Here is a 26,662-nt window from a genome sequence, read left to right on the forward strand (position 1 = left end):
TGCACCTAACCTAGAACGTGAGGTGCACAATGTACTTGTTACGCTCAACAGCTTGGCTCGCTAGAGAGTTTCAATCGTTCCCTTTTTCTCGATTTGTTGCTCAAGCACAGATTGCGCGTTTAATGCTGTCAGAGGTTTATAGAAGTAATAACCTTGGATCTCGTGACACCCCAGTTGAGCGATTGTTTTGAACTGAGATAGGGTTTCAACACCTTCGGCAACAATGTTTAGATTGAGTTGATCGGCAATCAGCTTAGTGCCCTTGATGATTGCTTGGTTCTTTTTGTTATCAATTGCATCTGAAACAAAAGAGCGGTCGATCTTCACTGTATCGATAGGGTAGAGGTTGATACAGCTTAGGGATGAATAACCAGTACCGAAATCATCTAACGCGATACTTACACCATACACTTTGAAGCCTGTTAGAACTTCCAGAGCAACATCCTCATTATCGATCAGTGCGTTCTCGGTGATCTCTAGTTGAATGTTGCGCGGGTTGATTTTGTGCTTCTCCATAATATGGATGTATTTAGTTAAAACGGCATTGCTGCGCAGTTGAATGGCAGAGAGGTTTATGGAAAGTCGAACATCATTGAGCCCTTGAGTTTGCCAAGTATGGTATTGCGAACAAGCGTTCTCGAATACCCACTCATCAATTTGTCCAATTAATCCAAGCTCCTCTGCAAGTGGAATAAAATTATTAGGAGGGACAATACCCAACTCTTGGTTTTGGATTCTAACTAACACCTCAAAGCCGATGATTTTGCCACTTTGGACAGACACTTGGGGCTGGTAGTGAAGTACAAAACTGTGTGTGGCGATCGCCTCCCGAAGAATCACTTCATGGGTATTTCTGCGTATGCTTTTTTGTTCAATCTGTTTGTTATAGAAAGCGTAGCCATTCCTTCCTTGTGACTTGGCTTGATACATCGCGCTGTCACCTCGCTTGAGGAGCGTTTCTGCATCGTGCCCATCATTTGGAAAGATGCTGATCCCCAAACTCAGCGTGACGAAAATAGGCTTATCACACACGATAATTTCGGTTTTAAAGCTCTCAAATATTCTCTGTGCAATGTCGATGACTTCCTGATCGGTATGAATATCAGGGAGGATAATGACGAACTCATCACCGCCCAATCTTGCCAATACATCTCTAGAGCGCAGTGACTGATTGAGACGCTCAGATAGCTTAATTAGGAGCTGGTCGCCAGCCGCATGTCCCATTGAGTCGTTGATGTACTTGAAGTGATCCAAGTCGATGAACATGATGGCGAACTTCTTGTTATCCCGAGCAGAGAAACGAATCGTTTCATCTAGCTTGTCTTGAAATAACGTTCTATTAGGCAATCCTGTCAACACATCTGAGTAGGCGAGGTTTTTAATCTTCTCTTCTTGTAGACGCTTTTCAGTAATGTCTTCAAACACTCCACGATAACCGCTGAAAGCTCCGTTCTTGGTGATGGGTTTTGCGGATACCAGTAAACAGACGATGCGCCCGTCCTGATGTTTGAACCAACATTCAACGTCGACCAGATTTTGTTCCCCCTGCATTGCGTTCAGGTAGCTATTGCTTTCTTGAATATTGAACTGGTTAATCCGTTTTCCAATAAGGTCACTTGGTTGATAGCCGATGATCTCGCTTGAAGAGTGCGAGCAATAGGTGAAGCGATGGTCGACGTTGGTTTCCCAAAGCCAATTTGAAGTGCTGTGGGCGATATCGCTGAATCTCTCTTCCGCTTTCTTTAGATCCTGAATCAGTATTTCATTTTTCAGTGCGGAACTGATGATGGCACGCAAGTTTTCAAATGCTGTGCCTTTTCGACTACTGAGGTTGACGGTCATAAAGCCAATCGGTTTGTTGGCAAACGACAGCGGGAACACCATCAAAGAGTAGCGTTGCTGGTAAGCCTCGACATTATTGGGAATCAGATGGTTGGCATTAAACACCTTTTTATCTGATGGAACAGGCTGATTGTTACGAACCGAAATGATATTGGTTGCGGTGAGTGTCTCGGCATGGATATCGTTGAAAATAGATATGTACATTTCCGAAAGCTTTAAGATGTCGATGGCGTACTTTTTGATAGTCCCAAGGTCGAAAGAAGCGTTGAGATTATTGACGATAGCCCGAAAATAGTTGAGATAGTACTCAGTTTCAAAGCTCTGAAACTTAATCGCTGTCTGCTCTATCCTGTTTTTGAGTGTCGTCAGATCCGCTATGAATTTGGTTAACTTTGCGGGTTGGGTACTCAGCTCAAGATACTTTAATGCATTGATTTGAAATTTCGACGCAACTTCTAGCCAAAACAGAACATCATCAGACTCCAATGACTCGTCCAAAGTTTGTTTTAGAAGCTTCAACACATCTCTGTAGTCATTGTTTTCCAAAGCCCGATGAAAAGTATCCAGAACGCACTGAACCCGCTCGCTGCTGATTGCGCCCTTATGTTGTGCGATCACGTGAACAATGTGTTCATGGGTATCATCGAAGACAGCTTGTTTGTCGGTATTCAGAAGTCCTTTATTGTGTGTTTGGTTGTGGTTAAATTCTTGCGTGTTACAGCCGCATGACTCACGAATAACCAACGATGTTGGGATCTTAACTTCATCAACGGGAGGCTGTCCTTCGATCTGTGCAATCACTTCTATGGCTGCGGCTCGGCCTAACTCAAACAAAGGCTCTCTGATGCTGGTTAACGGTGGCTCAGAAAATGCGCCCTCTAAAGTATCCATTGAACCAACAACCGCTAAGTCTTGAGGCACCCTAATTCCTAACTCTTGGCAAGCTTCAACCACTCCTAATGCTTGGTTATCGTTGATAGTAATTACGGCATCGATAGGTTTATTTTTGTCAGACAAGAAGCATTCAAGCTCCTGCTTGGCAGATCGCTTTTTTAAGTCAGAATAGAGCACAAGATCAGGATCGAAGGGGATGTCGTATTTTTCTAGTTGGGCTCTATATATGTGCATTCTCTGCTCAGAAGAAGCGTGATGCTCAGGGCCGCGGATCAAGAGAATGTTACGGTAATGATGAACGTTGACAAAATGATCAAAAAGATCTGAAAAGCCGGTTTCGTAATCGGTTGAGATACTGGTGTAGGGGCTGATTTTACTGCCGATATTGACGATAGGCACATTAGAGAATTGCCCGATGAAATCAGCACTTTCTCTTTCATTAACAAAGCGCATATGAGAGCTGAATGGGCTGATGACGCCGGAAATTAGCCCCATATTGACGAGATCAAATACCTTATCCCGCGCCAGCGTTAAATGGTCTGTCGACTTAATGACTCCGCCACAAAAGCCGATGATGTTGTAATTATGCTGCTCTGCTACGTGGGCGGCACCTCGCATGATGCCTTCGTGATAGTGGGAGGTCATAGAGCCCACTAAAACCGCTATCGTAGGACGTCCATTTTGTAAGCCCACCATCGATTTTTGTAGAGAGTCACTCATAATACTAACTGCCTTGTTATCTTTTTATTTGTATTATTTATCTGCGTGAGGAAAAGGCAAATTCTCAACTCTGGGAGCGTGATCTCGTTAGCTATCCATACACAGTTCGAATAGATAGTTATGAAGTGAGTCATGTTTTGCTTATGGCAGCTTTTGACGGTGTTTTGATTTCTTTTTAAGTCGCATGAAGAGTAAAACGATGAATATTTGAAACGTAAAACCGCAATTTTGTACAAAAGCTTCTTTAACTTATAGAGTAGAGTGATGGATTGAGAGGATGTCGATACCTGAGGAATGGCGAGATGAAGAAAGCGAAAAAGGAAAAGGCGGATTACAAGATCACAGAAGAACTTGGTGGCCTTGAGATCCTGAACGCAGAATATGAAAAGCAGAATTTCTCTCGCCATAGTCATGAAGGGTATACGCTCGGAGTGATTGAACAGGGCGCACAACGTTTTTATCGCACGGGTGGTCATCACGTTGCACCTCAAGATGCCATTATCTTGGTCAATGCCGATGAAGTGCATAGCGGGCACTCGGCTACAGAGGGGGGCTGGGCATATCGCGCGATGTACCCACTGCCAGAGCAACTTGCGAAAATAACTCAAGAGCTTAATTTGCCAAACTACGGCGCGCCATACTTTCCACGTGCGGTGGTTGAAGACCCTGAACTCGCTAACCAATTGCGTTTGGTCTTCAATACCATTGATGAGTCGGACAATCGCTTACTGCGTGAGACTTTGATGTACGGCATGTTAGTTAAGCTTATCAGTCGTCATGGTAAAAGCCCGCTCAAACCTCAACTCGACAGCAAAACGCAGCGACAACTGGTGTTGGTTAAAGAGTTTCTCGATGATTTTCCACAGGCCGATGTCTCTTTGGAAGAGCTTTCAAAGCTGGCGGCTCTGAGTCCGTATCATTTGGTTCGTTCATTCCAAAAAGAGTTTGGCTTACCGCCTCATGCTTATCAAATCCAGTCTCGATTGCGCCTCGCGAGAACTTTGCTCAAACGTGGTCACTCTATATCGGATACGGCGCAAGAGTGCGGTTTTCACGACCAGAGCCATTTTCATCGACACTTTAAAAAGGCCAATGGCTACACACCAGGCCAGTACATCAAGATGTTATAACGCTTAATATTGAGCAAGTTTGTACAATCGCGAATAACATAGGCTGACTAATTTGTTCCCTAAGGTTTAACAGATTTAAAATGGAAGTATCAATATGACGAGAAAATCTCAGCTTTGGAAAGGGGCGTTAGCCGGGATGCCACTGAGTATTGCGGTGATTCCATGGGGAATATTGGCGGGCTCGTATGCCATAGATGCCGGGCTTGACCCTCTTCAAGCGCAGGCGATGTCAGCAATTTTGTTTGCAGGTTCAGCGCAGTTGGTTGCAGCTGGTATGTTTAAGGCTGGAATTGGCTTAGGCACCATGTTACTAACCACGCTGTTCATTACGTCACGTCACTTTTTATACAGCGTCTCTATGCGCGATAAAATCAGTGATTTACCGACACGATGGCGTTTACTGTTAGGCTTCTGGCTGACGGATGAATTGTTTGCTATCTGTAGTGGTCAATCCAAGCAAGAGTTCAATCGCTGGTACGCGGCAGGCGTTGGAGGTGTGTTCTATCTCTTCTGGAATCTGGCTAGCTTTGTGGGCATTGTCGCAGGTAGCCAAATTCCATCTCTGAATGAAATTGGTTTGGATTTCGCCGTTGCAGCGACCTTCATTGCGCTAGTATTCCCGCTGATTAATACCATGCCAGTGATTGTGTGCGTGTTGGTGTCATTGCTGGTGTCTGTGGTGTTGACGGTTAACCAAGTCGAAGGGGCGTTAATGGTGGCTTCAATTGCGGGCATGCTCTCTGGCTTCCTTTGCGAAAGTTACAAAGATGGCAACGTTTCAAGTCATTCGATCACAGAAGGAGAGTCATCATGATCTGGTTAACCATACTGTTGATGACAGCGATTGTGTTTGTGAGTCGTTATTTGTTTCTGGAGCCAGCAGTGCCACTTCGTTTGAACGCCTCAGCTCGTAGGTTACTTCGCTACTCTGGCCCAGCGGTATTAACGGCGATTTGGGGACCCATCGTATTTGCTCCAGAAAAAGAGTTATGGGTGAGTGCAGAAAACCCTTACTTAATCGCGGCGCTAGTGACTTTTTTGTTGATCTGGAAAACAGGCAATGTGTTAGTCACCATCCTGCTCAGCATGGGAGTGTTTCTTTTGTATAACTTGGTGCTAGTCGATTATCTTTTCCACTAATAAAAACAGGGCTCATTTGAGCCCTGTTTTTTTGTGTTCTCAGCTTACTTGTAGAAAGCTTCAACTGTGCCTTTCAATGTGATTAGCATTGGGCGACCGAAACGGTCTAGCGCTTTAGGTGAAGGGATTTTTACCCAACCTTCGCTGATGCAGTACTCTTCAACGTCAGTACGCTCTTTACCGTTTAGACGAATGCCGATGTGGTGTTCGAAACACTCAGCTACGTGGTGTGGGCTGCGTGGGTTACCTGCTAGACGATCTGGTAGAGCTGGCTTTGCTGTGTTATCTGTCATGATGCTTACTTACAGTAAATAAAAAGTGCGTCATTGTAGACAAAATAAGACCTGAGCATCAAGAAAAGTTGTCATTATTCTAGGGTTATTTGTCAGGTTGGATCAAACCATGAACAAGCCCATCTGGTTACTGGGCAATTCCACTCGCTATGTATAGACAGAGCGTTTACCATGTAGCATAAATTTGTATTTGGAAGTAATTACTATGTCTTTTCCTCCTTGCCCGAGCTGCAGCTCTGAATATGTTTATCAAGACCAAAGCCACCTTGTTTGTCCTGAATGCGCTTATGAGTGGAACCCTGAAGAAGTCGCGAAAGAGAACGAACTCAACATCAAAGATGCGAATGGGAGCTTATTGGCGGAAGGGGATAAGATTACTTTGGCTAAAGACCTAAAAGTAAAAGGCAGTTCTCTTGTACTAAAGATTGGCACCAAAGGGGTTATCAAACGAATGAACGATGGCAAAGATCACCAATTAGACTGTAAGCTTGACGGTGCGGGCGAAATGATGGTGACTGCCAAGTATGTGAAAAAGGCTTAGCCCGCCGCTTTGGTGAGTAGGGTGAGACTGTGTATTGCCCCTCAAAACTAAGATTTGTTTTGTTCGAAACTGCTAAGTATGCAAAAAGCTTACGTTAATAAATGATATATACTGAAGTCACTGCTTTGTAACCACGAAGGTGACAAAATGTCGAAAACCACTAAGCTACAAAACGAAGACAAACTGTTTAAAAAGGCGATGGAAGTCGGAACTAAGCTAGCCGAAATGCAAGGCTTTAAGCTCAATGACCCGAGCATGTCACAGTCGGTAAAAGCAAAGGCTATCTATCTATTTTTAGTCGATGCAAAGCAAATTACGCCTCTCCCTGCTGACAAGCAAGAAGGTAAGGACATTAAAAAGCGCCTTGCCGTTTGGATTCACAGTGCCTTGCCAGAGGGTGACCCTCTTAAATAATCAAACGAATATAAAAATCCCCAATCAGTCTAGCCTCTGATTGGGGGTTTTTTTGCATGTCAAAAGTCTTGGAGTTGTTTTTTTAGATTTGATTACGCTTTGCAGTAAACACGCGCATCACGTGGCGTGTAGATACCAAATGTTACTGTGCGTAGTAGACCGTTAACAAACGTCTCTTGAACTTCTACTTTTGCTACTTTATCTGCACCGCCACAAACTTTCGCAGCATCGATTTCTTTCTCTTGAGCCAGACCGTTAATAAAGAAGTGTTGTGGTGCTTCTGTTGTTACTTCTGCTTCGTCCGGTGCCATAACAAATGTTTGTTGAGCACAGCCTGTTGCTACCATAGATAGTGCCGCGATAAGAATTAGCTTTTTCATAGTGTTCTCCATTGAGTAATCATGTTTCGGTTAACCAATACTCAGCGGTGTTGGCTAACGGTTGATGGAGTCAATTATTCCAAAGTTCCTATTTTGTTACTGTATAGGTTTGTCAGGCTCAGAATTACATTTCGGTAAGCATAACGTAAACAGTGCGCCGTTTAGCTTTGTACTGCGTTTCACGCTGGCGTAACCACCGTGTTGTTGGCAGATCTTCTCAACAATTGAGAGGCCAAGGCCATGGCCACTCTTACCTTTATTACGAGCTTTATTGCCCACATAGAAGGGTTCAAATAGGTGAGCGATATGTTCTTCATCGACACCCGGTCCGTCATCGTGGATCTCAATACACAGGTACTTCTCTTTTTCGACAAGATGAATGTCGATTTGTGATTCGGCAAACTTAAATGCATTGCGAACGACATTATCGAGAGCACGTTTGAGCTGATGTTTGTCAGCGTCCAATTGATGGTCAGTATTGAGGTGAGACGTCATCGCTAGCGTTAGCTTGGTCTCTTTTTGCCATCGTGGTATCAATTTATCGACGTAAGTTGAAAGCTCAAAACGGCTCTTTTCTAAATCCAATTTTTGGTTATCAAGTTTGGCAAAATAGAGCAGTTCATCCACCATGCCTTCCATCTCTTCGGTGTCTTCTACAATGCTATCGATGGTGGCTCTCTGGTCTTGGTCGAGCGGTGTGTCTTTCAGCAGTTCAGCTTGCCATTGAATGCGGAAAACTGGCGTTCTGAGTTCATGGGCAACAGCGTTAGTCAGTGCACGATTGCTGTCGATAAGGTGCTGAATTTTGTCTGCCATGAGGTTAAAAGAGCGATTCAGCGTACCAATTGCGCTGCCGCTACGGGTTTCCGCTCTTATCGAAAAATCGCCAGAAGCGAAGCCTAGAGTTGCGCGCTCTAGCTTCTTCACTCTACGGTGAATGACGAACAGGTGCCCTGAAGCGTAAATGACAAAGCTGAGAGAGAAGAATAACCAGAGCAAATCATCTTCGAGCTGAATCTTTTGTCGCACAAAGGCTTCTTCGTCAGGCGCATAGCGATAAATGGCATCTGATCCAGGGAAGTGAAACCAGAGATCCCTGTCGTCATCAAACAGGACCGGCATATCTGATTGAGCTTTAAAAAACTCGACAACTTCAGAGGGTGCGCCTTGGCCAAGAGGGAACGTGGTCACGATATGTCGAGTCATGTCGGCAAACTGAGCAATAGCCTCTTCTGCGGCCTCAACGCCCTGATTAGTGGCTATATTGCTGATCAGCTGTTGGTGAGCCAACGCCTCGTAATCGTACAACACGAACTCGTAGTCGGTTGTCCACTGATAGACGGTGACTTCATAAGCGAAGATGCTCGCCATAAAGCAAGCAAACAGGCCGATGAGTGATTCTAGGTATATGCGTTTCATTATTCTCTTCGCTACTGGGTGAATTAACGCAAATTAGCCCCAAGCTGTGGAGACAAACAAGTAGCCTTTTCCTCGCAGTGTCTGGATCTTTTCTGCAGGGGAGTGGTCATCACCAAGCATTTTTCTCAGACGTACGATTTTGTTGTCTACTGTTCTGTCGAATCCATCGTATTCAATGCCACGTAATTCTTGAGTTAAGGTGTCTCTGGAGAGCGCAGTATCCGGCTGGTTAGCAAGTATCCAAAGTAGGTCGAACTCACTGTCTGTTAGCTGGACAATCTTGCTGTCTAATTCACATCGTTTGTATTTGTTTTTTAGTACTAATTGGCCAAAAGTGATTTGATCTTTGTCTTCATCGACAGCGTCAACGGGCTCTGCACGTCGCAATAAGCTTCTGACACGAGCAAGAAGAACGCGTGGTTTAATGGGTTTCGTCACGTAATCATCAGCCCCGGTTTCTAATCCGGCGACATGGTCAAAGTCATCATCACTGGCTGTTAGCATCAAAATCTTACCGAGGAATTTTGTACGCGTCTGTCGGCAAATTGTCAGGCCATCTGCGACAGGCAGCATCAGATCAAGCAGAACAATATCGGGCTGGTGGTCTAGCATGTGGTCAATGGCTTCACTGCCATCATCTAATGTCGTCACATCAAAACCTTGGGTAACAAAGTAACTCTTTAATAGCTGTTGAAGTTTCAAGTCGTCTTCAACGATGAGCATGGAATGTTGTGTCATAAATTTTCGGCCGTTTGGTATGAAAGACTTAGATTAAGAACGCAGGGCACAGCGTAAATCATGAATGCCAAGTTTATAGTTTGTTCTTGTTCGAGTGCTTTATTATAAAACATGGAAATGTATTGTAATGATGCAGTACGACATTTCCATACATCATTCAGACAGCTAATGACAAAAACGTTCCATAGAATTCTCTCCATACCAACATTGGAGAGAAATTATGAAGCAATATCGAAACCTATTATTAGCCTTGCCGCTGATTGTGCTAGCAGGATGCAACTCGAGTTCGAGCGGTACTCATAAAGCTAAAGTTACGAAACCTGCGGCAGACTATAAGTTTACTGACAGTGATTTGAGGGAGACAGTTAGTGAACGCATGGACTTTCTAGAGGGAATAACGCTTACCTTTGATGGAAAAGTCTATGAGAAAACTGAGTTTTCAGAGGGCTTTGGTAGTGATGAAGTATTAGCAAAGCTTGTCGACCGTAACGGAAACAAAATTGATGTGCTGCTGAGTGTCGAATCCGGTAGTTGTTTTATTTTGCCGACTAATGGTGTGCTTGATGGTTTTGATTGCAGTAAAAAAACACAGACGGTTTCTGGTGAACAAACTTTGATTCAATCAAAGACAACAAATGGCAATCAAACCCTGCAATTGGAATATTACACAGATGGCATTGAGGAGATTGGATCAATTGGCTCTACAATCATGACAGCGTTAGAGCGAGATGGACGAGTTAATATTACGACAACTTTTGCCTTTGATGACTTCTTCCGAGTCGCTGGGCTAAATAGTGATGGCAGTAGAGCAAACTCCACTCTAGGTCTTACAACCTTCCTGCAGCTGAGTGATATTGTAACAAAGCATGTTGGCGAAGACATGTGGCTGAGATTTGACAATCATATCGGCGGTAGTGCTGATGATGACATCAATATGTATACAGGCTTGATGATCCATAATCATCAAATAAATACGGTAGTCACACCTAACGGATCGGTTTTCTCTGGCGGTACTGACCTTTTCGCAGCTGGCCAAACTCGTACTCTCCAGCGCGCGAAGAAGATTGATAACTTCGAAACCCTCGAGCAAATTGGCGTTCATAGTTGGGGTACTGAAGGTAAAACAGCAAAAGACTTCCCATACACGGATGAAAGTCACCGCAAACAAGCGACTTACTTCAATACCGTAATGGGTGAGAAGGGTATCGACTTTTATCTGTTCACGTTAGATTCCGCTCCATTCAATGGAGAACACTGGGTGACCAAAGCGGATTCAGATAAGTATCAATTTATCACGCATATTGAGTAGAGAAATCTCCACGCAGTGACGTCATTTGGCGTCACTGTCAATTTTACACCCGTTTTTATCACAACGCGCGACGCCAGTTAGCCAGTAAGATATTTTGTAGCGGTTGTTAGCGAAGCGTAGATAACACCAGTCTGCCAATGGCTTCACGAGTGGCCAGCGCAATGGCGCGTATAACCAACCTTTCCCCACCAAATCCCAAGCCTTATGGGTAACGTCTAACCCCAGTATCAACTCACCCTTGTCATTCAATGCATGCAAAACCGTGTTGGCCGCGCTGGCGTCAATGTTTGGGTAATGAGCAAATTCATCGCTGTAGATGTCGACTGTCTTGATTTGACCACGGGTATCTTGTTGCGTCAGAGCATTCATCTCCTTTGAGCACAAAGGGCAGGTTCCATCATAGAATATCGTCAGTTGAGGCATTGCTTTTCCACTGGTTGCTTTGTTTTTTTCCGTTATAGACATACGCAAGGTGACTCCCGTTTGATCATCATAATCGGTTGTTTTTCAGCTAGGTTAGACGCCGCTCTATGAAAAACTATACTTGATCAAAGTGAGCCTAACATTGCTGTTTTGCATCTTCTAGGTAAACTCACGTCCCCAGTCATCATCTAGAGTGGATACTCATGATAAAAAGAGTCTCACAATTTTCTTTCCTTGCCGTTGTCTTTTCGGTTCTGGCAGGCTGCGCTAGTTATAGTATTTCAGAGCAGGATATGACCGAGTACTTGCAAGAGTCAGTCGAAATCAACCAGTCTGTTGGTGTTGAGAATATGATGTATGCGCAAGTCGCGGTCGAAGACTTACAAGTCAAGATTGGACGGGCAGACGCTGATCGCGTGTCAGTTTTTGCAAACACGAATGCTCAAGTACAAGTATTCAATATGCCTGATATTGGACTAGATCTCGATATTGAGTTCAGTGCGATTCCTGAATATGACAAAGAAAGTGGCGAAGTGTATTTGAAATCGTTGCGTTTAGAGAACTTCAATGAAAGTGGTAAACAGTTGCCTGATAACATATCTAATCTATTACAACCCGCAGTGTCTATGATTGGGTTGGCGTTATCACAAGAACCTGTTTACAAGCTTGATGGAGCAAAGGTTCAAGAAGCACTGTTAAAGTCGGCTGAACCGAACTTAGTGATCAAGAACAATAAGCTTGTTATAGAGCTGTTTGATTGAGCCTACCTAGCCTCAAATTGATTCCGCGACTAGAAAATCATAGATAGAGCGGGATCATTTGACGCCAATAACGCCCTCGATGCGCGCGTCCATCCCACTCATACATTCGGTGCTTAATTCCTTTTTGGTTCAGGATACGGCTGAGCTGGTGGTTATTCTGTAGAAATGGATCTTCCTTGCCTATCGCAAAAACAATATCGCTATTTTTAATTTGAGTGAGTTGGTCAGAAGGCGGTAAACCCGGCAGAAAGTGGGTTGGGGTGTGGTAATAAATTTCATCGTTGTACAAGCCGTCGAATAGGTCTTTGAATGACTCAGTACTCCAAGTGAGGTCGTAGCGACCAGAAAAGGCGACCAATTTCTGGAACAGGTGAGGGTGTCTAAAAAATAGAGTTGCAGCGTGGTAAGCGCCCAGAGAGCAGCCGTGCGAAATAGTACAAGGGTGGTTGTTCTTACTCGCCATCAATGGTAGCACTTCTTTGAGAATATACTCTTCATACTGACAATGGCGGTGCATTCGGCCAAAAGGATGTGCCCAGAAACAATACATACTTTCGGTATCGACACTATCCACGCAGTAGAGTTGCAGTTGCCCCGCATTGATCTTGTCGGCGATTGAATCGACTAACCCAAGGTTCTCATATTCGTAGAAGCGGCCAGTACGAGTAGGGAAGACCAGAACCTTGGCACCTGCATGACCGAATATCAGTAGCTCCATATTGCGATTGAGGTTGGGGCTCCACCATTTGTGATACTCACGTTTCATCACAATCCCCCAAGGTTTTAAAGAATGACTCAACACTTTTACGTAGCTCACGACGCTGTTTGCCTTCCCCTCGGTAAATAAAGTGTCCTGCTTCTAATACAAACAGCTCTTTTTGACCTTTACAGGCGTTGTAGGCGCTGAATTGCCCGGGAGGTGCAACGTATGGGTCGAACAGTGCTAGCCCCCAATGAGAAGGCTGAGAGATAAACTTGGCAGCACAAGAGGTATCAAAATAGGGGAGGTTACGAGCAAGCAGGGCTTGATTACCAAAGTCGATGAGGGCTTGTGTACTGCCAATGGTCGGCATAGTTAAGCGTAGCGATACATTACCAAAAGTAGGTACATGAAAATGACAACGTTTGATGCGCTTATCAAAGGCTGTAGCAAAGATAGCAAGGCCGCCCCCTAAACTATTCCCAATCATGCCAATTTTGTATTTGAGGTTGGGGTATAGAGTAAGTACCGCGGAGATCCCACACCACAAGTCTTGAACGCATCCGCCTAAGATGTAGTGTTCTCTGTCTTGAACGTTGTGCAGTACATGCCAGTACGGGTCGTCTGAGATCGGGTGATGATGGCTGCGACTGATACCACGCACACAGGGAACCAATATCGCTGTATGTTTTAGTTTCCAAGTTGTATCTGGTTCATCAAGTCCGCCGTAACCGTGAGCCCATACCACCGCGCAGTGAATCTCTTCTTTCTCGGGTAGTAACAGCCAACCACCTACGCGTACGCCATCGGTCGAGTTGTAGTAACAATCGAATACACGCCAGTGATTCACAATACGTCCAGTGTCTTGCAAGCTAACATAGGGTGTCACCTGCAGTGCTCGCTCATACTTCTGTTGCCAAAAGTAGGCGAAGTCCGCTGGTGTAATGCTCGCTTCAACTTGTAAGAGTTTGTCTAGATCGTATCCGTAGGTCGGATCGAAGTCGTAATTGTGTTTAAAAGTCACTGGCGTCTCGCTACTGGTTTTAGCGTGGAAAGAAAAACATTAACGATTTCATGTTACATGTTTATTGCGAACACCGTGTTTGAGCCAATCCACAAACTTGTTTGAATATTTTCAACTTGAACAGGCAGAAACCGTGGTGCTTTCTTTATTTATAGACCGACAAATAGCACTCTATCTAGTTGAAATGTAATTAAATTATGAAAAAGTAATAAAGAAAAAGCCGCCACGAGGGCGACTTTGTAAATGAAGGGGTAAGACCTAACTGCTTATGCGCTCCTTTTAAACGGTTTGAGCAGTTGTTTTCCAAATACATTGATAAGTGCGCCCGTCACAATCAAGCCACCACCTAGGTAAGTCCAAATCGATGGTATTTCATTAAATAGCCATACACCAAGCAGCGCGGAGAAGACAATCTGTACGTAAGAGTAAGCTGAGGCTTTACCAGCGGCTTGGGTTTGCATTGCCTTGGTTAAGCCATATTGACCGATCTGAGTGAATACACCGACTAATACCAACATGATGGTGATGAATAAGCTTGGCCAAACAAAGTCATTCCAAATCAGGGTTATTGATATAGGCAGTGCCACCATTGGGAAGTAGAGGATGATCACTGAGCTGTCCTCGGTTTGGCTGAGCTTTCGTACAATCACATAGGCAATCGAGCTACCCAATGCGCCAATCAACGCCATCATGATGCTGAACAGAGGCAGTTCATTGGTCATGCTGCTGTTCATATTGGGTTGAACCATCACAAATAGACCTGCAAGGCAGAAGGCAATACAGATCATGGTTGAGGTTTGAACACGCTCTTTTAGAAACAGAACACCAAGTAGAGCAGTAAATACAGGGTGCACGTACTGAAGGATGGTCGCTTCTGCCAGCGGAAGTGTCGTCACCGCATAGTAAACACACATCAATGCTGCGGTTCCGACTGCTCCTCGAACAAATAACAGCGGTTTGTTGTTACCCCAAACTGAGATGCCTTTACGCTTAACGTCAATATAGCTGATGATAAGAGACACCAAAGCCCTAGCGGCGACAATTTCAAAGACAGGAATGCCATAGTTGCTCACATACTTTACGCATGCCGACATCAGAGCGAAACCTAATGCGGATAGCAACATAAAACGAACCCCAACGGGGATGAACGAGAAAGAGAGTGAAGGCATAGGATTGTCTTTGTGAGTTGAGTAAGAGCTGAATGTAAATCATACCTCAATTGTAAACACTGAACGTAAGCGAATTGAAAATTATTCCACTTTACGTTTACAAAATCATCGGACTATTTGGGCATGATGAGTGTTCATAAATCACTCTGGACAAGCTCTCGGTAACCTCTTATTTTGGTAGCAATCCTATAACGAAGGAATGCTAGTTTATGTTTAGTCATGTATTTTTAGGTGTAGAAAGTATCGCGCGAGCAAAGTCATTTTATGACGCAACCTTAGCTGCATTAGGCCAAAGCGAAGGTGTAGTGGATCCTAAAGGTCGCTGTATTTACCTATCTGAAAATGGCGTTCTGGGTTTAACCCAGCCAATTAATGGTGATCCTGCTAGTGTCGGTAATGGGATGACGGTAGGGTTTGTCGCGAAGTCTCCAGAAGAAGTGGATGAGTGGCATCGCATCGGTTTGGAAAACGGCGGTACCAGTATTGAAGACGCTCCAGGTGTGAGAGACTCAGGTGTGCGCCGACTTTATATGGCATATTTGCGTGATCCCGATGGTAATAAAGTCTGTGCGACCCATTTTATGCCATAGTTGCATATACTAAAATTAGAGTCAGAGGATTGCATTGAGGAGAGTGACATGGAACATAATGAACGGTTTTATGAGAGCTTTGAACGCTGTCGAATCGATCAAGAGTTTTTGGAAGCTTTCCTTAGTGATTTTTGTGAACATAACCCACGGTTTTCTGAGCGATTCGCCAACGTTGGCTTAGAGCAACAAACCAAGATGCTTAAGGCGTCGATTATCTTGATCTACAATTCTTCTGGCTTACCAAGTGTAAGAAACTCGGTAAAGCGCTTGGGTAAGCAACACAAAGACTTAGGGATGGATATCTCAGAGCAAGAGCTCAATGAGTGGTTTCAATCTCTGCTTAATACGGTCAAAAAGTTCGACCCGCACTATGATGCGCAGGTCGAACAAGCTTGGACCGAAACACTCGATATTGGCCTTAAGATTATGAAGCAAGAGTGTGTTGTTAAATAAGCTTTGAGCCAGTTAAGCCTTGGCTATCCTAGCCTATATGTGTTTTATCCGTAGCGCTTCTTTTAAAAAGTAAAACCAGCCTGGATACCAAAGGTTGAATCTCTGTTGTGCCAGTCGTTACTGCTGCTGAATTCGTACCAATCATACCCTGCACGAGCTAGGAATTGAGATTGACCCAAAATAGGTGTTAGTGACTTGTATTCAACACCAATCCCGTAAGTGGCGCCGAAGTTAACTGTTGAACCTTTGGTGCTTGTGCCGTCGCTTTTTTTTGATTTTACTTCTGACTTTATATGGTAAGCCCCTAACTTACCGTAAATAGCAAAGTTATTACTGAGACTATGTTTGTACATAGGTGCCACCGAAACGAGTAAGGAATCTAAATCTTCCTCGACGGTGACTGTTGGATTATTGATATAGCTGTATCTGTCATTAGCGTTGATCATAAGCAGTGACGATTCGATGTACCAATTGCTTTGCATAATCTGACTACCAAGCGTGAACTCGCCACCAATGTCACTGTTGTCGATCGCGACACCACCTAATACATACATCTCATTTGACGCGAATGCCGAAGTGGCTGCCATTGCCATCAAAGAAGTTAGTGCTGCTACGTGTAGTTTTTTCATGTTTTCTTCCGAAGTGTGTGAATTTCGAGAGAGGATTCTAGCGGCACTTTTAAAATAAAAAACAGCGTTCAAAAAGATTAAGGACGTTTAAACAAGTATTAAATTTATCAATACCTAGCCTTAGTGTTTTGAGGTCTAAAACGATGTTTTTTTAGATTTGTTATTTGATATTTAATTGTTGATCTTAATGGTTTTTTTTAGGTTCTCATTGTCAATTCTTGTATAAAAAGCTCTAGTAACTAAACGTTCGCTAGAGCTCAATATCGTATGAATTGATCACCATTTTAATAAAGATTAAGCGTGCCAGATGAACCGCAAGCAGGCCTATTCCAGTAGCAAAGGAAGATGAGGCTTAGAAATGAGCAGCCCAACCGACTAAGAAACCTTGTGACGCTGTGTCGTAACTGAAGGTGCCCGGGTTGCTGTAGTCGACCCAAGTGGATTTGTAGGCGATGTTTAAATCGGACCAGTCATTAATTTGATAGCGCGCCCCCAGCAGTAGACCTGATGTGAAGTCGGTATCGCTGCCGAGACCGATATCAAGGCTCGCATGAGTTTGCCAGTTAGCATTGAGTTTTTGTGTCCAACGCACCCCAATTAGATAATCGATCCAATCCTCATCCAATGACCGCGAGTTATTAATCAAACCTCCTCCACCGGTAGAGTAAAGCTTGGTATCAATGTCGTTGTCCCACCATCGAAAACCCACCATGTAGTCAATAGCACCAAAATCATAGTGATAGCGTTTAAAGCCTTTGGTTTCGAGTACGCCTTGCCTAATGTCTACTTCGCCTTTCAATAACCCAGAATTCCCAACGATTGAGTCGGCTTTACCGCTTAACTTCATGAAGCTGTAGTCGACATAGTAGCCCCATTGATTGTCGTAAATACCTTCAAGTCTCAACATAGCGCCCATGTCGAGATGATCCATGATGAACGAAGGATCGACATCGACATCAGTTGAGAGGTTTGCAATCGAGGTATCGCCTCGAATGTTAAGAGCCAGTGCATAGATCTCTACGCTGTGTTGCCACTGTTTTGTTGAATCAAGACCTTCGTTACTTTGAGCTTCGGTGACAAAGCCGGTACAGATAAGGGGAGTAAGCAAGTAGTTCCATCGAGCCATACAAATATCCTTATAACGTTTTAATGTGCGAATGATTAGTTGAATAACTATGACAAGAAACTTACTTGTTGATTATGCAACTTGTTTAATTCTGATTGTAGGCTATGTTTTCTGAAACAGGTCAAATAAAGAGCAATCGCATGAATCCACAGAGTATTTTTCTCATTGTTGCCGCCCTCGGTCTCACACCCATTGCCCTCTCTTACGGTTACGCGCCGACTGTATCTCTTGATTATCTTTTCGCTATCGATGCGACTCCGGTGAACGTCTCTCATATCTTTAGGGCTGTGATGGGGCTGTATTTGGCTTTGGTACTGTTTTGGCTCTCTGGCGCAATGATTCAAAAGTATCGTCTTCCTGCTCTCTATAGCTTAGTGATTTTTATGCTGGGGCTTGCTGCAGGTCGCGTACTGAGTTTGGTGGTTGATGGTATGCCACATTGGTTGTTGATTGTGTATTTGGTGCTAGAGGTTGGCTTTGGCGTGGTGGGAATAAAAATGATTAGAAACGAACAGTCTAAAATGGCTTAAGGAAGGAACGATGAAAAGGATACTTCACTTGTTGGTGTTGGTCGTTATGGGAAGCTGGTCTTTGTCTGCTTTCTCGGCTCAAGATAAACCGAATATCTTTGTTATCTTTACCGACGACATTGGGATTTCAAACCTAAGTGCGTATCACAATGGGGTGATGAGCAGTGAAACACCGAATATTGATAGCATCGCCGAGAAGGGCATGTTGCTCACAGACTATTATGCTCAACCTTCATGTACAGCGGGGCGTTCAGCTTTCCTAACTGGACAATTGCCTGTTCGAACGGGCATGCACACAGTGGGTTTGCCGGGTGGGCCTGTTGGGCTGCATGCTGACACACCAACGCTGCCAGAAATTCTCAAAACCATGGGTTATGTGACAGGCCAGTTCGGTAAAAACCACTTAGGTGACCGAGATGAATTTTTACCGACTATGCATGGTTTTGATGAGTATTGGGGTTGGTTGTATCACTTGAATGCGATGGAATACACCGAAGACCCTGATTGGCCAAAAGATGGTTCATTGGATGCATTCGCACCACGTAATGTGATTTACGCTAAGTCGGACGGTAAAGGCGGTCAAACCATTGAGGATGATGGCGCGCTGACTATCGAGCGTATGCGCACATTAGATGATGAAGTAAATAAACACGCGATCAACTTCATCGAAAGGGCAGTTGAGGCGGATAAGCCATTCTTCACTTGGTATTGTCCATCACGCGGTCACGTTTGGACGCATCTTTCACCTGAATATGAAGCTATGCTTGGCCAAAATGGTTGGGGACTTCAAGAAGTGGTGATGAAAGATCTTGATGATCATGTCGGTGAAATGATGGCGAAAATGGAAGAGCTGGGTATTGCCGATAACACCATCATCATTTTCACTGCGGATAATGGCCCTGAAATCATGACATGGCCAGATGGGGGTATGACGCCATATCACGGTGAAAAAGGTACAACTTGGGAAGGTGGTGTTCGTGCTCCGGCTCTCGTGAGTTGGCCGGGTAAGATTCCAGCAGGTAGTGTTGGCAACGGCATCTTTGATGGTATGGACTGGTTACCAACGCTTGTTGCAGCAGCTGGTGGTCCAGCGGATCTGAAAGAGAAAATGCTCAAAGGTTACGATGGCTTTAAAGCGCACCTCGATGGCTATAACCAAGTTGATATGCTGACTGAAAAAGGCGAATCCAACCGTAAAGAGATTTACTACTATGAAAGAGACAAGCTGCAAGCGGTTCGAGTCGGGGATTGGAAGGCACACTTTGTGGTTCAAAACCATGGTTGGAGCGGCCCTAAAGAAGAACTGAACGCGCCACTACTGTTTAACTTACGACGCGACCCTTATGAGCGAGCGGCGGAAGAGTCGGGTATGTACCTTAAATGGATGGGACAGAAAATGTGGGCATTTGGCCCTGCACAGGCAGCGGTACAACAACACCTAGCGACCTTCAAAGAGTGGCCGCCTAAAACACCGGAAACTCAACCTGAAAACACTGGTGGTGTAGGAAACTAACCGCTTTCAAATGTAAAAATCCCGCTCTCGATGAGCGGGATTTTTTATAGGAATGTACCCTTCAGTCTCGTTACTTGTGCGTTGTTTTTCTCTCAATGAACTTAACTGGAACCATCAATTTAACCAAGCTTGTCTCTTGGTCTTGGATTTGGTTAACAACAATTTTCACTGACTCGCGCGCAAGACGTTTGAAATCTTGCTTAAAGGTACTTAGTTGGTAGTTCAGCCACTGTGTTTGCGGGATATCGTCAAAGCCAATCACCTGTAGATCCTCAGGGATTCTAAGATTGAATTCCAAACGAGCGACATCCATGACCGCCATTGCGAGGTTGTCAGTCGCACAGAAGATGGCTTCTGGTTTAGAAGGTTCTGAAAACAGAGTTCTGATCGTTTCTAGGGCATCAAGGTAGTCATAATCGGCTTCAACAACGCGCGCTTGTTTACCCGTTAAATCTTCAAACTCAGCGCAAAAACCTGATTCGCGCTCATCATTGGTGTACGTTGGAACATTACCTGTTAGATAAACTGCAGACGTGACGCCACTGCTGTGAAACTGCTGTGCTGCTAGTTGTCCGGCTGCATAGTTGTCGCTCACAACATGACTACTCTTAGTGCCTTCAACCACACGAGCATACTGAACAATAGGGATATCGAACTCTTCACACTCTTCATAAAGTGATTTATTAAAGGTTGCAGATGCGGCAATTACACCATCGACTCGATATTGGAAGATATTAGGGATCGAGTGGTTGTCATTTGCATCCACCTGCCACGGAATAAGTACTGCTGAGTACCCTTGCTTTTGTAACTCAGTAGAGATGAGTTGCAGGGTTTTCATGTGGATAGGGTAATCTGCATCAGGGAAGACCAATCCAATCAATTTAGATTCGTTGGTAGTCAAACTTCGTGCAAAAGCATTAGGACGATAGTTGAGGGCTTTAGCGGCTTCGAATACTTTTTGCTTGGTCTTTTCCGATACCGAACTGCCCGGTACAAATACACGAGAAACGGTAGATTGAGAAACGCCAGCCAGTTTAGCGACATCTTTTGAAGTTACGGTTGCTTTCGGTACCGAGGAGTGTTTTGGAGAGTTCATAGACCATGCATTTTAAGCCGAATTAATGGCGTGTAGAGTATCATAAGTAGGTACGTATTCAAAAAGTCAATTAAATCAAATTCTATGAAAAATAAGGCTTAAGAGATTATATTGGGTTATAGGCTGGGTATAACCCAAAAAGCTCTGCTGAGTTAATGAGATAACATCGCAGAGCTTTGTTTAGAGCTTAGAAGATCCTACTCATATTAGAAGTAGTAACGAATACCTGCAGCAAACTGGTCGTCGCTGTTTTCGTATTTCACACCATTGTATGAGTCTTTGCCATTATCGAATTGGTACTCGGTCCATACTAAGAATTTGTTTTTCTTAAAGTGGTACTCAAGGCCAGGGATAATCAACTGACGCTCGTAACCATTGGCATTGTCGTCCGTGTCCGTTAAGTAGTTAACGTTAAAGGTTGGACGTAGGCCATTCTCAAAGTGGTAGTAAGTAAAGAATTCAGCGCCGCGGTGATCGTAGAATTCTGCTTGGCTGGTGGTTTCCCAGTTTGAACCTTGGCTGTAAGTGAAGCCGACAAACAATCCGTTATTAGTGTAGTTCACACCCAATAAACCGATGCGTTGAGTATCGCCATTTTTGATGTTCTGAACACCCGCTTCAATATCGTCAAACTCATTTTGGTGGTAGGCTAAACCAATGGTTAGGCCATCCATAACCGTGTATAGCGTTGAGGCACCCATACCGTTTTTCAGTGTTGCTGTTTTACCATCAGCTAGGCCAACATCTTCACGAGTGGTTTGGTAGGTGAAGCCATATTTCCAGTTGTCGTTGATGTTGTTGCGGTAGGTGATTGAGTTTTCCGCACGACCAGTACCTGAAGCAATACCCCAGTCAGACAAGTTGTAATAACCAGAACCACGTGAGCCAAATACACGACCCATATCGGTAAACCAAGCTACATCGTAGAAGGTAGACCACTGCTTAGTACCCGCTGCGATCTTGCCGTATTTATCGTGCTCTACGCCTGCGTATAGAAGTCGGTCATAAATGTTGTCGCCGTTGGCACCGGAGTTGTAACCCCATTCGGCATGGCCAAAGCCAGTCCAATCATTGTCTAGTCCCATTTTACCTTTCAGGCCAAAACGAGAGCTACCGCTGTTCCATTCGCCGTTATGATCGCCACCTTTGTCGTGGTAACGAACGTCAAAACGGCCGTCCAGGGTTAAGCTGTCACCAGCTTCATTAGTAAATGTGTGGGCTGCAAAAGCAGAGCTAGAAGTAAGCGCAGCGAAGACCACTGCAGAGATAATCGACTTTTTCATTGTTGTTTTCACTTTATTCAGGCCGTCGAAAGCCACCGTGCTTTCAAGCCCGTTAAATGTAATGGTTCAGAGGGTGCACCCATCCGTGAGGCACAGGTTGGTTATTTTGAGTGGAGCAGGTTGCCGAGGGCGAGAAGGAGCCCTCGGCAGTCATGTCGACCTAGTGTAGGTATGGACTAGATAGACAATAGGACAGAGTTACAGCGTTGGGTTTAGGATTGAAGAAGTGCGTTCGAACACATCTAGACCTTGCTGTTTTAGCCAGAAAGGAAGATCAATCAGTACCCAGTTTTCAGATAGCTTGTCGCCGTCACGGTAGTAAACGTCAACCACCTGCATGTCTGCGCGAACTTCGCCACCAGTCATACCTAGGAAGCCACCTGTTGGTGTGTTTGATAGGTTTGGCCAACCGAAGAAACAAGAGAAGCTACCTTCAGCGAAGCGACAAACGTGACCATTAAACTTCTTGTCTTTCAGGTTATTACGGAAAGGAAGTTGGTGTTGCTTCTGGTAACGTGGGATTGTGTAAGATGCACCGATACCACAAGGGCCGTACCAGATCATATCTTTAGACCAGCTCTTCTCTAGAACCTCAGGTGGACAACCCATTGCGCCGCTGTCGTTAAGTGCAGATAGGTCATCAACCATCTTGTTCACTAGAGCAAGCGTAGCTACGCCCTCTTCTGGAGCTGCATCTTCAAACAGTAGACCGTCGTGGTTACGTGGGCCAGGGTATACGAAGTGCTTACCTGTCGATGGCGGTAGTGGGTAGCAACCCGCTTGGTCCATCATGCCTAGTAGGTCTAGGAATAGGCCTGTCTTAGTGATTTTGCCGTCAACAACACAGTTAAACTCTGCGTAGCGAACGTTCATGATTTTGCCAGTAGGGCGCATGCCTAGGTATTCAGCGTCGAATAGACCCATGAAGTGACCCATGCTCATTACCCAAATTTCATCTGGGTTGATTTCGTTGTTACCGCCGATGAAGATATCTTGACGACGCTGCATGCGAGTCATTGATTTCATCATTGGAGCCCAAAATACGTCAGCTGCCGCTTGAGCGCCTTCTTGCTCACGGAATGGGTAAACACCGCGCCACAAGTAGTCTTCAGAAGTGTGTGCTTTTAGTACTTCAGCAACGTTCTCGTGAGTTGCATTTTCCATCGCGTCAAAGTATTCGCGAACAATGCGTTTAGCTTCTTGATATTTAGACATAATTCATTCTCTTTATGTTGTCGAGTCAACATTCGGAACAGGACTCGATTTGGATTTTGTTACCGGCTGATTGCTCAGCCGGATCAATGTTTATTTCTTGTCTTGAGAGACTTTCAACTAAAGGGGATTAAGCTTTTGCCGCTTCCGCTTTTTTGCTCTTGTCGAAGATGCCGCCTTTCAATGTTTCTGGTAGAGATAGCCACAGTAGACCAGCCACAATCCATACGATTGGTGAGCCCCACATTGCCGTTGCAAGGTCGCTGCGCTCTTGGATGAATACCAGCACCATTGGTGCCCACATGCCGATGATACGACCACCGTGGAATAGAGCTGCGCCGAAGCTACGTAGGTGAGCTGGGAACAGTTCTGAGAAGTAACCACCCCATACTGCTGAAGCTGATAGGCCGAAGTTGTAGATAAGACCCAGGATAGCCAGCATGTTTAGGCTGCCGATCATCACGTCGCTTGGAGCAACGAAGAATACCGATGCCATGATGCCCGCTAGGATGAAACCGAATGCGTTGACCTTACGGCCGTATTTGTCTGCAATTGCACCCCATACCCAAGCACCGAATAGAGAACCGAATGCCGAGATAGAGAAGATGATGCCGATGGTCGCGCCGTCGAATTGGCGAACTTCTTTTAGGTACGTTGTCACGAAGCCAGAGAAGAACTGGTAACCGTAGAAGTTAAGACCTGCTAGCAATAGACAAGTGATGGTTAGCTTGCGGTAAGGCGCGCTAAGCATTTCGCCCCAAGAACCTTTCTTCGCTGGTGCATTTGATGCTTCCGCTTTCGCTTGATCTTCTTCACCGTAAGCGATCACTTTTTTGTCACTCGGAAGGATAAAGATCATCACTACCGCAGCTGCTAGAGGAGGAATACCACCTACCCACATTAGGCTCTGCCATGGTGCGTCAATGCTAGAGATAAATGCTGCGTAAGCACCCATTGCCATAAGAGCAACCGAGAACATAGAAGATGCGAATGCCGTTAACTTACCGCGAACCGTTGGCGTGAATAGGCCGATCATTAGGCTTACCGCTACTGTGAAGTAACCACCCAAAGAAATACCGATGATGAAACGCATTGCTGCCCACATAGCGTAGTCAGTAAACATCATGTTGATGATGGTTGCGCCGCCGTTCAGTGCAGTGATGACAATAAGAGTCGATTTCTTACCAAAGTTTGATGCCACCCATGCACAGCTTAGGGCACCAATAAGTGCGCCAATCGATTGCCATGTATAGAACTGAGCCGTATCTGCTAAGTTAATGCCGTCATATGCATCAACGATGTATGGGCGTACGTAGTCAATAATTACAAAGTTATAACAATAGAAAAAGTAGCCTACTAGAATTGCAAGATAAGCAGCTACCCTTTGAATCATAGGAACTTCGCTCATGTGTTTTTTCGTAGTCATGACCGATAAACCTTTATTTTATATAGGGTGTTATGAGTTTTGATTCCAGTGTAGTAGGTATTGGTGTTTACTACGCTGTCTTCGTTTCGGGAGAGATAATAGAGTTTTTGTGGTTATTAGATCCGTGATCAAAGTCAATTTTAAAATGAGTGCGTACCCATTTTATGTGTTTTGGTGATCTTGATCCCATTTGAACGCCATTTTTGCCGTTTTGGGACTTTTTGAGCGTTTAATCATCAATCTTAGTGACAGTACTCACACTTATTAGGGGTTTTTGAGGGAAAATATCCAATTTTAAGTAATATTGGCAGCGAATGATTTGCGAAATACAATAAACGGAATCTCAAAATGGTTACGTACTCAAGCTTTGTGGTGATTGCTCTTTATGTGTTAACCACACTATTTATCAGCTACTTAGTGAACAAGCGCTATAGCGTAGGTGGCGACTTTTCTACAGGTGGAAAGCAATTTGGTTGGTTCACTGCAGGGGTATCTATTCTTGCGACCTACATCAGTGCGATGACATTCGTAGGCATGCCGGGCTGGGTTTATAGCTCAGGTATGGAAGCGATGAGTGTTCACTTAAATTATCCGGTCGTCATCTTTTTCGCTGTCGTTTTCTTTGTTCCCGTATTCTACAAGCTTGGCCTGACTTCGATCTATGAATACCTAGAACACCGCTTTGGCGTTGTTGCTCGTACTATCAACTCGATTGTGTTTATTGTCGTGCAGTGTATTTCGGCGGGGGTGATTTTGTATGCCGTTGCTTTGATTGTGGTGCAAGTGCTACCGATTGGTATTTCCGAAGCGATTATTTACATCAGTTTGTTCACTGCGCTGTATACCTATGCGGGCGGTATTTCTACCGTCATATGGACGGACATGCTGCAGTCTGCGGTACTGATTGTCGGCAGCATTGCGATTTTTGGTTTGCTTCTAATGAAAATTGAAGCTGGCGAGATGCCTTCACCAGAACAACTTAACATCATCAACCTAGATTTCGACTTGGGCGTTGATACTACTCTATGGGCGGGCTTGGTCGCCGTGAGCTTTTTGCACCTTAGCGTGTATGGCACTAACCAGTTGATTATTCAAAGAACGCTGGCGACAAAAGATGTGAAAACAGCACAGCGATCTATGCTGCTGTGTGGTTACGGGGCGTTTTTCATCTACCTATTTTTTGCGGTGATGGGCGTACTGCTGAGTGTCTTTTATCAAGACAACAGTTTTGAAAACAGCAATGAAGTGATTCTCGACTTTGTGTTTAACCATACCAATCCAATTATTGTCGGCCTGGTGATTGCTGCGTTATCGGCAGCGGCTATGTCGACTCTGGACTCGACCTACAACTCAATGGCAACCGTCGCAACGTTCGACTTTTACAAGCGCTTTTTCCGTAAGTCAGCTTCCGATGCACACTATGAATCGGTAGCCAGAAAGATGAGCCTTGTTGCCGCTGCATCGGTGGTGGTGCCTGCTTTGCTCGCTGTTTCAAACGAATCTGTACTAAAAACCATTGCCAGCCTTACTTCAATTTTTGTTGGTATTCGTCTTGGCTCTTTCATTCTTGGGCTGTTTTTCAAGAAAGCGAATGAGAAAGGCGTGATTGCGGGCAGCCTAGGCAGTGTTGTTGTGGTTTTTGTGGCTAAGTACAGCGGTGTTTCTTGGCCTTGGTTTGCACTCATCGGTACCGTGGTTTTCCTAGTATTGGGCGTTGTCGTGAGCCGTTTCTTTGGTGAAGTTACTCAACAACAAAATGAATTTATTGCAAAGCAAAAGCACTTGTTTGCCAAGCCGACGACAAGTCATTACGGCTTATTGGTATTTGCCGTAGTCACCGTCGCTGCTTGTACCGTTATTCCTGATTGGCTTTATGCCGTTCTTTCTTAATTGACCGATTTTTACTG

The 26,662-nt window shown here is 44.7% G+C and carries 27 protein-coding genes; 12 read left to right on the forward strand and 15 right to left on the reverse strand.

The window, feature by feature from the left end; all coding sequences use genetic code 11:
* Nucleotides 1-60: 60 nt before the first annotated feature.
* Nucleotides 61-3,456, reverse strand: a complete 3,396-nt coding sequence (locus AC6R05_RS11080; protein ID WP_500647380.1) for an EAL domain-containing protein — start codon at nt 3,454-3,456, stop codon at nt 61-63.
* Between the two features lie 302 nt (nt 3,457-3,758).
* Here AC6R05_RS11080 and AC6R05_RS11085 point away from each other — a divergent pair, with 302 nt between their 5' ends.
* From AC6R05_RS11085 to AC6R05_RS11095, 3 genes are all read left to right on the forward strand, one after another.
* Nucleotides 3,759-4,586, forward strand: coding sequence for an AraC family transcriptional regulator (locus tag AC6R05_RS11085; protein WP_032549563.1), 828 nt, complete (start codon nt 3,759-3,761; stop codon nt 4,584-4,586).
* A 94-nt stretch (nt 4,587-4,680) separates the two neighbouring features.
* A complete protein-coding gene (locus AC6R05_RS11090; RefSeq protein ID WP_032549562.1) occupies nt 4,681-5,400 on the forward strand; it encodes an AzlC family ABC transporter permease in 720 nt (239 codons plus the stop codon).
* Complete coding sequence (locus tag AC6R05_RS11095; protein ID WP_032549561.1) at nt 5,397-5,726, forward strand: AzlD domain-containing protein; 330 nt, start codon at nt 5,397-5,399, stop codon at nt 5,724-5,726. Before AC6R05_RS11090 ends, AC6R05_RS11095 begins: the two co-directional genes overlap by 4 nt.
* Nucleotides 5,727-5,770: 44 nt before the next feature.
* On the opposite strand, the gene AC6R05_RS11100 is transcribed toward AC6R05_RS11095, so the two are convergent.
* A complete protein-coding gene (locus tag AC6R05_RS11100; protein ID WP_032549560.1) occupies nt 5,771-6,019 on the reverse strand; it encodes a DUF3297 family protein in 249 nt (82 codons plus the stop codon).
* A gap of 205 nt (nt 6,020-6,224) precedes the next feature.
* Between AC6R05_RS11100 and AC6R05_RS11105 the strand changes: the two genes are divergently transcribed.
* Together AC6R05_RS11105 and AC6R05_RS11110 are read left to right on the forward strand one after the other, a co-directional pair.
* Nucleotides 6,225-6,560, forward strand: a complete 336-nt coding sequence (locus AC6R05_RS11105; RefSeq protein ID WP_032549559.1) for a zinc ribbon domain-containing protein YjdM — start codon at nt 6,225-6,227, stop codon at nt 6,558-6,560.
* Between the two features lie 147 nt (nt 6,561-6,707).
* Entirely contained in the window at nt 6,708-6,974 is a 267-nt protein-coding gene (locus AC6R05_RS11110; RefSeq protein WP_032549558.1) for a DUF5062 family protein, read from the forward strand.
* A 92-nt stretch (nt 6,975-7,066) separates the two neighbouring features.
* Here the strand turns inward: AC6R05_RS11110 and AC6R05_RS11115 are convergent, their stop codons facing one another.
* The 3 genes from AC6R05_RS11115 to AC6R05_RS11125 all read right to left on the reverse strand — a co-directional run bounded on the left by AC6R05_RS11115 (nt 7,067) and on the right by AC6R05_RS11125 (nt 9,511).
* Complete coding sequence (locus AC6R05_RS11115; protein ID WP_032549556.1) at nt 7,067-7,354, reverse strand: Bor family protein; 288 nt, start codon at nt 7,352-7,354, stop codon at nt 7,067-7,069.
* 96 nt (nt 7,355-7,450) lie between these two features.
* A complete protein-coding gene (locus tag AC6R05_RS11120) occupies nt 7,451-8,773 on the reverse strand; it encodes an ATP-binding protein (RefSeq protein ID WP_285464043.1) in 1,323 nt (440 codons plus the stop codon).
* A 33-nt stretch (nt 8,774-8,806) separates the two neighbouring features.
* On the reverse strand, nt 8,807-9,511 hold the full coding sequence (locus AC6R05_RS11125) for a response regulator (protein WP_032549554.1): 705 nt from the start codon (nt 9,509-9,511) through the stop codon (nt 8,807-8,809).
* Nucleotides 9,512-9,731: 220 nt separating this feature from the next.
* On the opposite strand from AC6R05_RS11125, the gene AC6R05_RS11130 reads away from it, so the two are divergent.
* Nucleotides 9,732-10,820, forward strand: a complete 1,089-nt coding sequence (locus AC6R05_RS11130; protein WP_500647381.1) for an alpha/beta hydrolase — start codon at nt 9,732-9,734, stop codon at nt 10,818-10,820.
* A gap of 21 nt (nt 10,821-10,841) precedes the next feature.
* On the opposite strand, the gene AC6R05_RS11135 is transcribed toward AC6R05_RS11130, so the two are convergent.
* Nucleotides 10,842-11,243, reverse strand: coding sequence for a thiol-disulfide oxidoreductase DCC family protein (locus tag AC6R05_RS11135; RefSeq protein WP_500647432.1), 402 nt, complete (start codon nt 11,241-11,243; stop codon nt 10,842-10,844).
* Between the two features lie 203 nt (nt 11,244-11,446).
* On the opposite strand from AC6R05_RS11135, the gene AC6R05_RS11140 reads away from it, so the two are divergent.
* Nucleotides 11,447-12,004, forward strand: coding sequence for a YceB family lipoprotein (locus AC6R05_RS11140; protein ID WP_500647382.1), 558 nt, complete (start codon nt 11,447-11,449; stop codon nt 12,002-12,004).
* 37 nt (nt 12,005-12,041) lie between these two features.
* Here the strand turns inward: AC6R05_RS11140 and AC6R05_RS11145 are convergent, their stop codons facing one another.
* The 3 genes from AC6R05_RS11145 to AC6R05_RS11155 all read right to left on the reverse strand — a co-directional run bounded on the left by AC6R05_RS11145 (nt 12,042) and on the right by AC6R05_RS11155 (nt 14,897).
* A complete protein-coding gene (locus AC6R05_RS11145; RefSeq protein WP_500647383.1) occupies nt 12,042-12,770 on the reverse strand; it encodes an esterase family protein in 729 nt (242 codons plus the stop codon).
* A complete protein-coding gene (locus AC6R05_RS11150; RefSeq protein WP_500647384.1) occupies nt 12,760-13,728 on the reverse strand; it encodes an acetylxylan esterase in 969 nt (322 codons plus the stop codon). Before AC6R05_RS11150 ends, AC6R05_RS11145 begins: the two co-directional genes overlap by 11 nt.
* A gap of 266 nt (nt 13,729-13,994) precedes the next feature.
* Nucleotides 13,995-14,897, reverse strand: coding sequence for a DMT family transporter (locus AC6R05_RS11155; protein WP_500647385.1), 903 nt, complete (start codon nt 14,895-14,897; stop codon nt 13,995-13,997).
* Nucleotides 14,898-15,106: 209 nt separating this feature from the next.
* On the opposite strand from AC6R05_RS11155, the gene AC6R05_RS11160 reads away from it, so the two are divergent.
* Together AC6R05_RS11160 and AC6R05_RS11165 are read left to right on the forward strand one after the other, a co-directional pair.
* The gene (locus tag AC6R05_RS11160) at nt 15,107-15,487 is read left to right on the forward strand and encodes a VOC family protein (RefSeq protein ID WP_285464059.1); all 381 of its coding nucleotides are present in this window, start codon (nt 15,107-15,109) and stop codon (nt 15,485-15,487) included.
* 48 nt (nt 15,488-15,535) lie between these two features.
* A complete protein-coding gene (locus AC6R05_RS11165; RefSeq protein ID WP_500647386.1) occupies nt 15,536-15,940 on the forward strand; it encodes a globin family protein in 405 nt (134 codons plus the stop codon).
* Nucleotides 15,941-16,002: 62 nt separating this feature from the next.
* Here the strand turns inward: AC6R05_RS11165 and AC6R05_RS11170 are convergent, their stop codons facing one another.
* Nucleotides 16,003-16,569, reverse strand: coding sequence for an outer membrane protein (locus AC6R05_RS11170; RefSeq protein ID WP_500647387.1), 567 nt, complete (start codon nt 16,567-16,569; stop codon nt 16,003-16,005).
* A 352-nt stretch (nt 16,570-16,921) separates the two neighbouring features.
* Nucleotides 16,922-17,695: a hypothetical protein gene (locus AC6R05_RS11175; RefSeq protein WP_500647388.1), complete on the reverse strand. Its 774-nt coding sequence runs from the start codon at nt 17,693-17,695 to the stop codon at nt 16,922-16,924.
* A 140-nt stretch (nt 17,696-17,835) separates the two neighbouring features.
* On the opposite strand from AC6R05_RS11175, the gene AC6R05_RS11180 reads away from it, so the two are divergent.
* Complete coding sequence (locus AC6R05_RS11180; protein ID WP_500647389.1) at nt 17,836-18,225, forward strand: DUF4345 domain-containing protein; 390 nt, start codon at nt 17,836-17,838, stop codon at nt 18,223-18,225.
* 10 nt (nt 18,226-18,235) lie between these two features.
* Nucleotides 18,236-19,738 (forward strand): arylsulfatase, encoded by a 1,503-nt coding sequence (locus tag AC6R05_RS11185; protein ID WP_500647390.1) that lies wholly within the window; start codon nt 18,236-18,238, stop codon nt 19,736-19,738.
* A gap of 70 nt (nt 19,739-19,808) precedes the next feature.
* Here the strand turns inward: AC6R05_RS11185 and AC6R05_RS11190 are convergent, their stop codons facing one another.
* The 4 genes from AC6R05_RS11190 to AC6R05_RS11205 all read right to left on the reverse strand — a co-directional run bounded on the left by AC6R05_RS11190 (nt 19,809) and on the right by AC6R05_RS11205 (nt 24,755).
* Nucleotides 19,809-20,834 carry a LacI family DNA-binding transcriptional regulator gene (locus AC6R05_RS11190; protein WP_500647391.1) on the reverse strand — a complete coding sequence of 342 codons (1,026 nt, stop codon included), beginning with the start codon at nt 20,832-20,834 and terminating at the stop codon, nt 19,809-19,811.
* Nucleotides 20,835-21,040: 206 nt separating this feature from the next.
* A complete protein-coding gene (locus AC6R05_RS11195; RefSeq protein ID WP_500647392.1) occupies nt 21,041-22,117 on the reverse strand; it encodes a porin in 1,077 nt (358 codons plus the stop codon).
* A 198-nt stretch (nt 22,118-22,315) separates the two neighbouring features.
* Nucleotides 22,316-23,332, reverse strand: a complete 1,017-nt coding sequence (locus AC6R05_RS11200; protein WP_285464070.1) for a nuclear transport factor 2 family protein — start codon at nt 23,330-23,332, stop codon at nt 22,316-22,318.
* A gap of 127 nt (nt 23,333-23,459) precedes the next feature.
* The gene (locus tag AC6R05_RS11205) at nt 23,460-24,755 is read right to left on the reverse strand and encodes an MFS transporter (RefSeq protein ID WP_500647393.1); all 1,296 of its coding nucleotides are present in this window, start codon (nt 24,753-24,755) and stop codon (nt 23,460-23,462) included.
* Nucleotides 24,756-25,103: 348 nt separating this feature from the next.
* On the opposite strand from AC6R05_RS11205, the gene AC6R05_RS11210 reads away from it, so the two are divergent.
* Nucleotides 25,104-26,645: a sodium:solute symporter family transporter gene (locus AC6R05_RS11210; RefSeq protein WP_500647394.1), complete on the forward strand. Its 1,542-nt coding sequence runs from the start codon at nt 25,104-25,106 to the stop codon at nt 26,643-26,645.
* The last annotated feature ends 17 nt before the right edge of the window (nt 26,646-26,662 follow it).

Source organism: Vibrio sp. R11-SG3-ISO9, assembly GCF_059834255.1.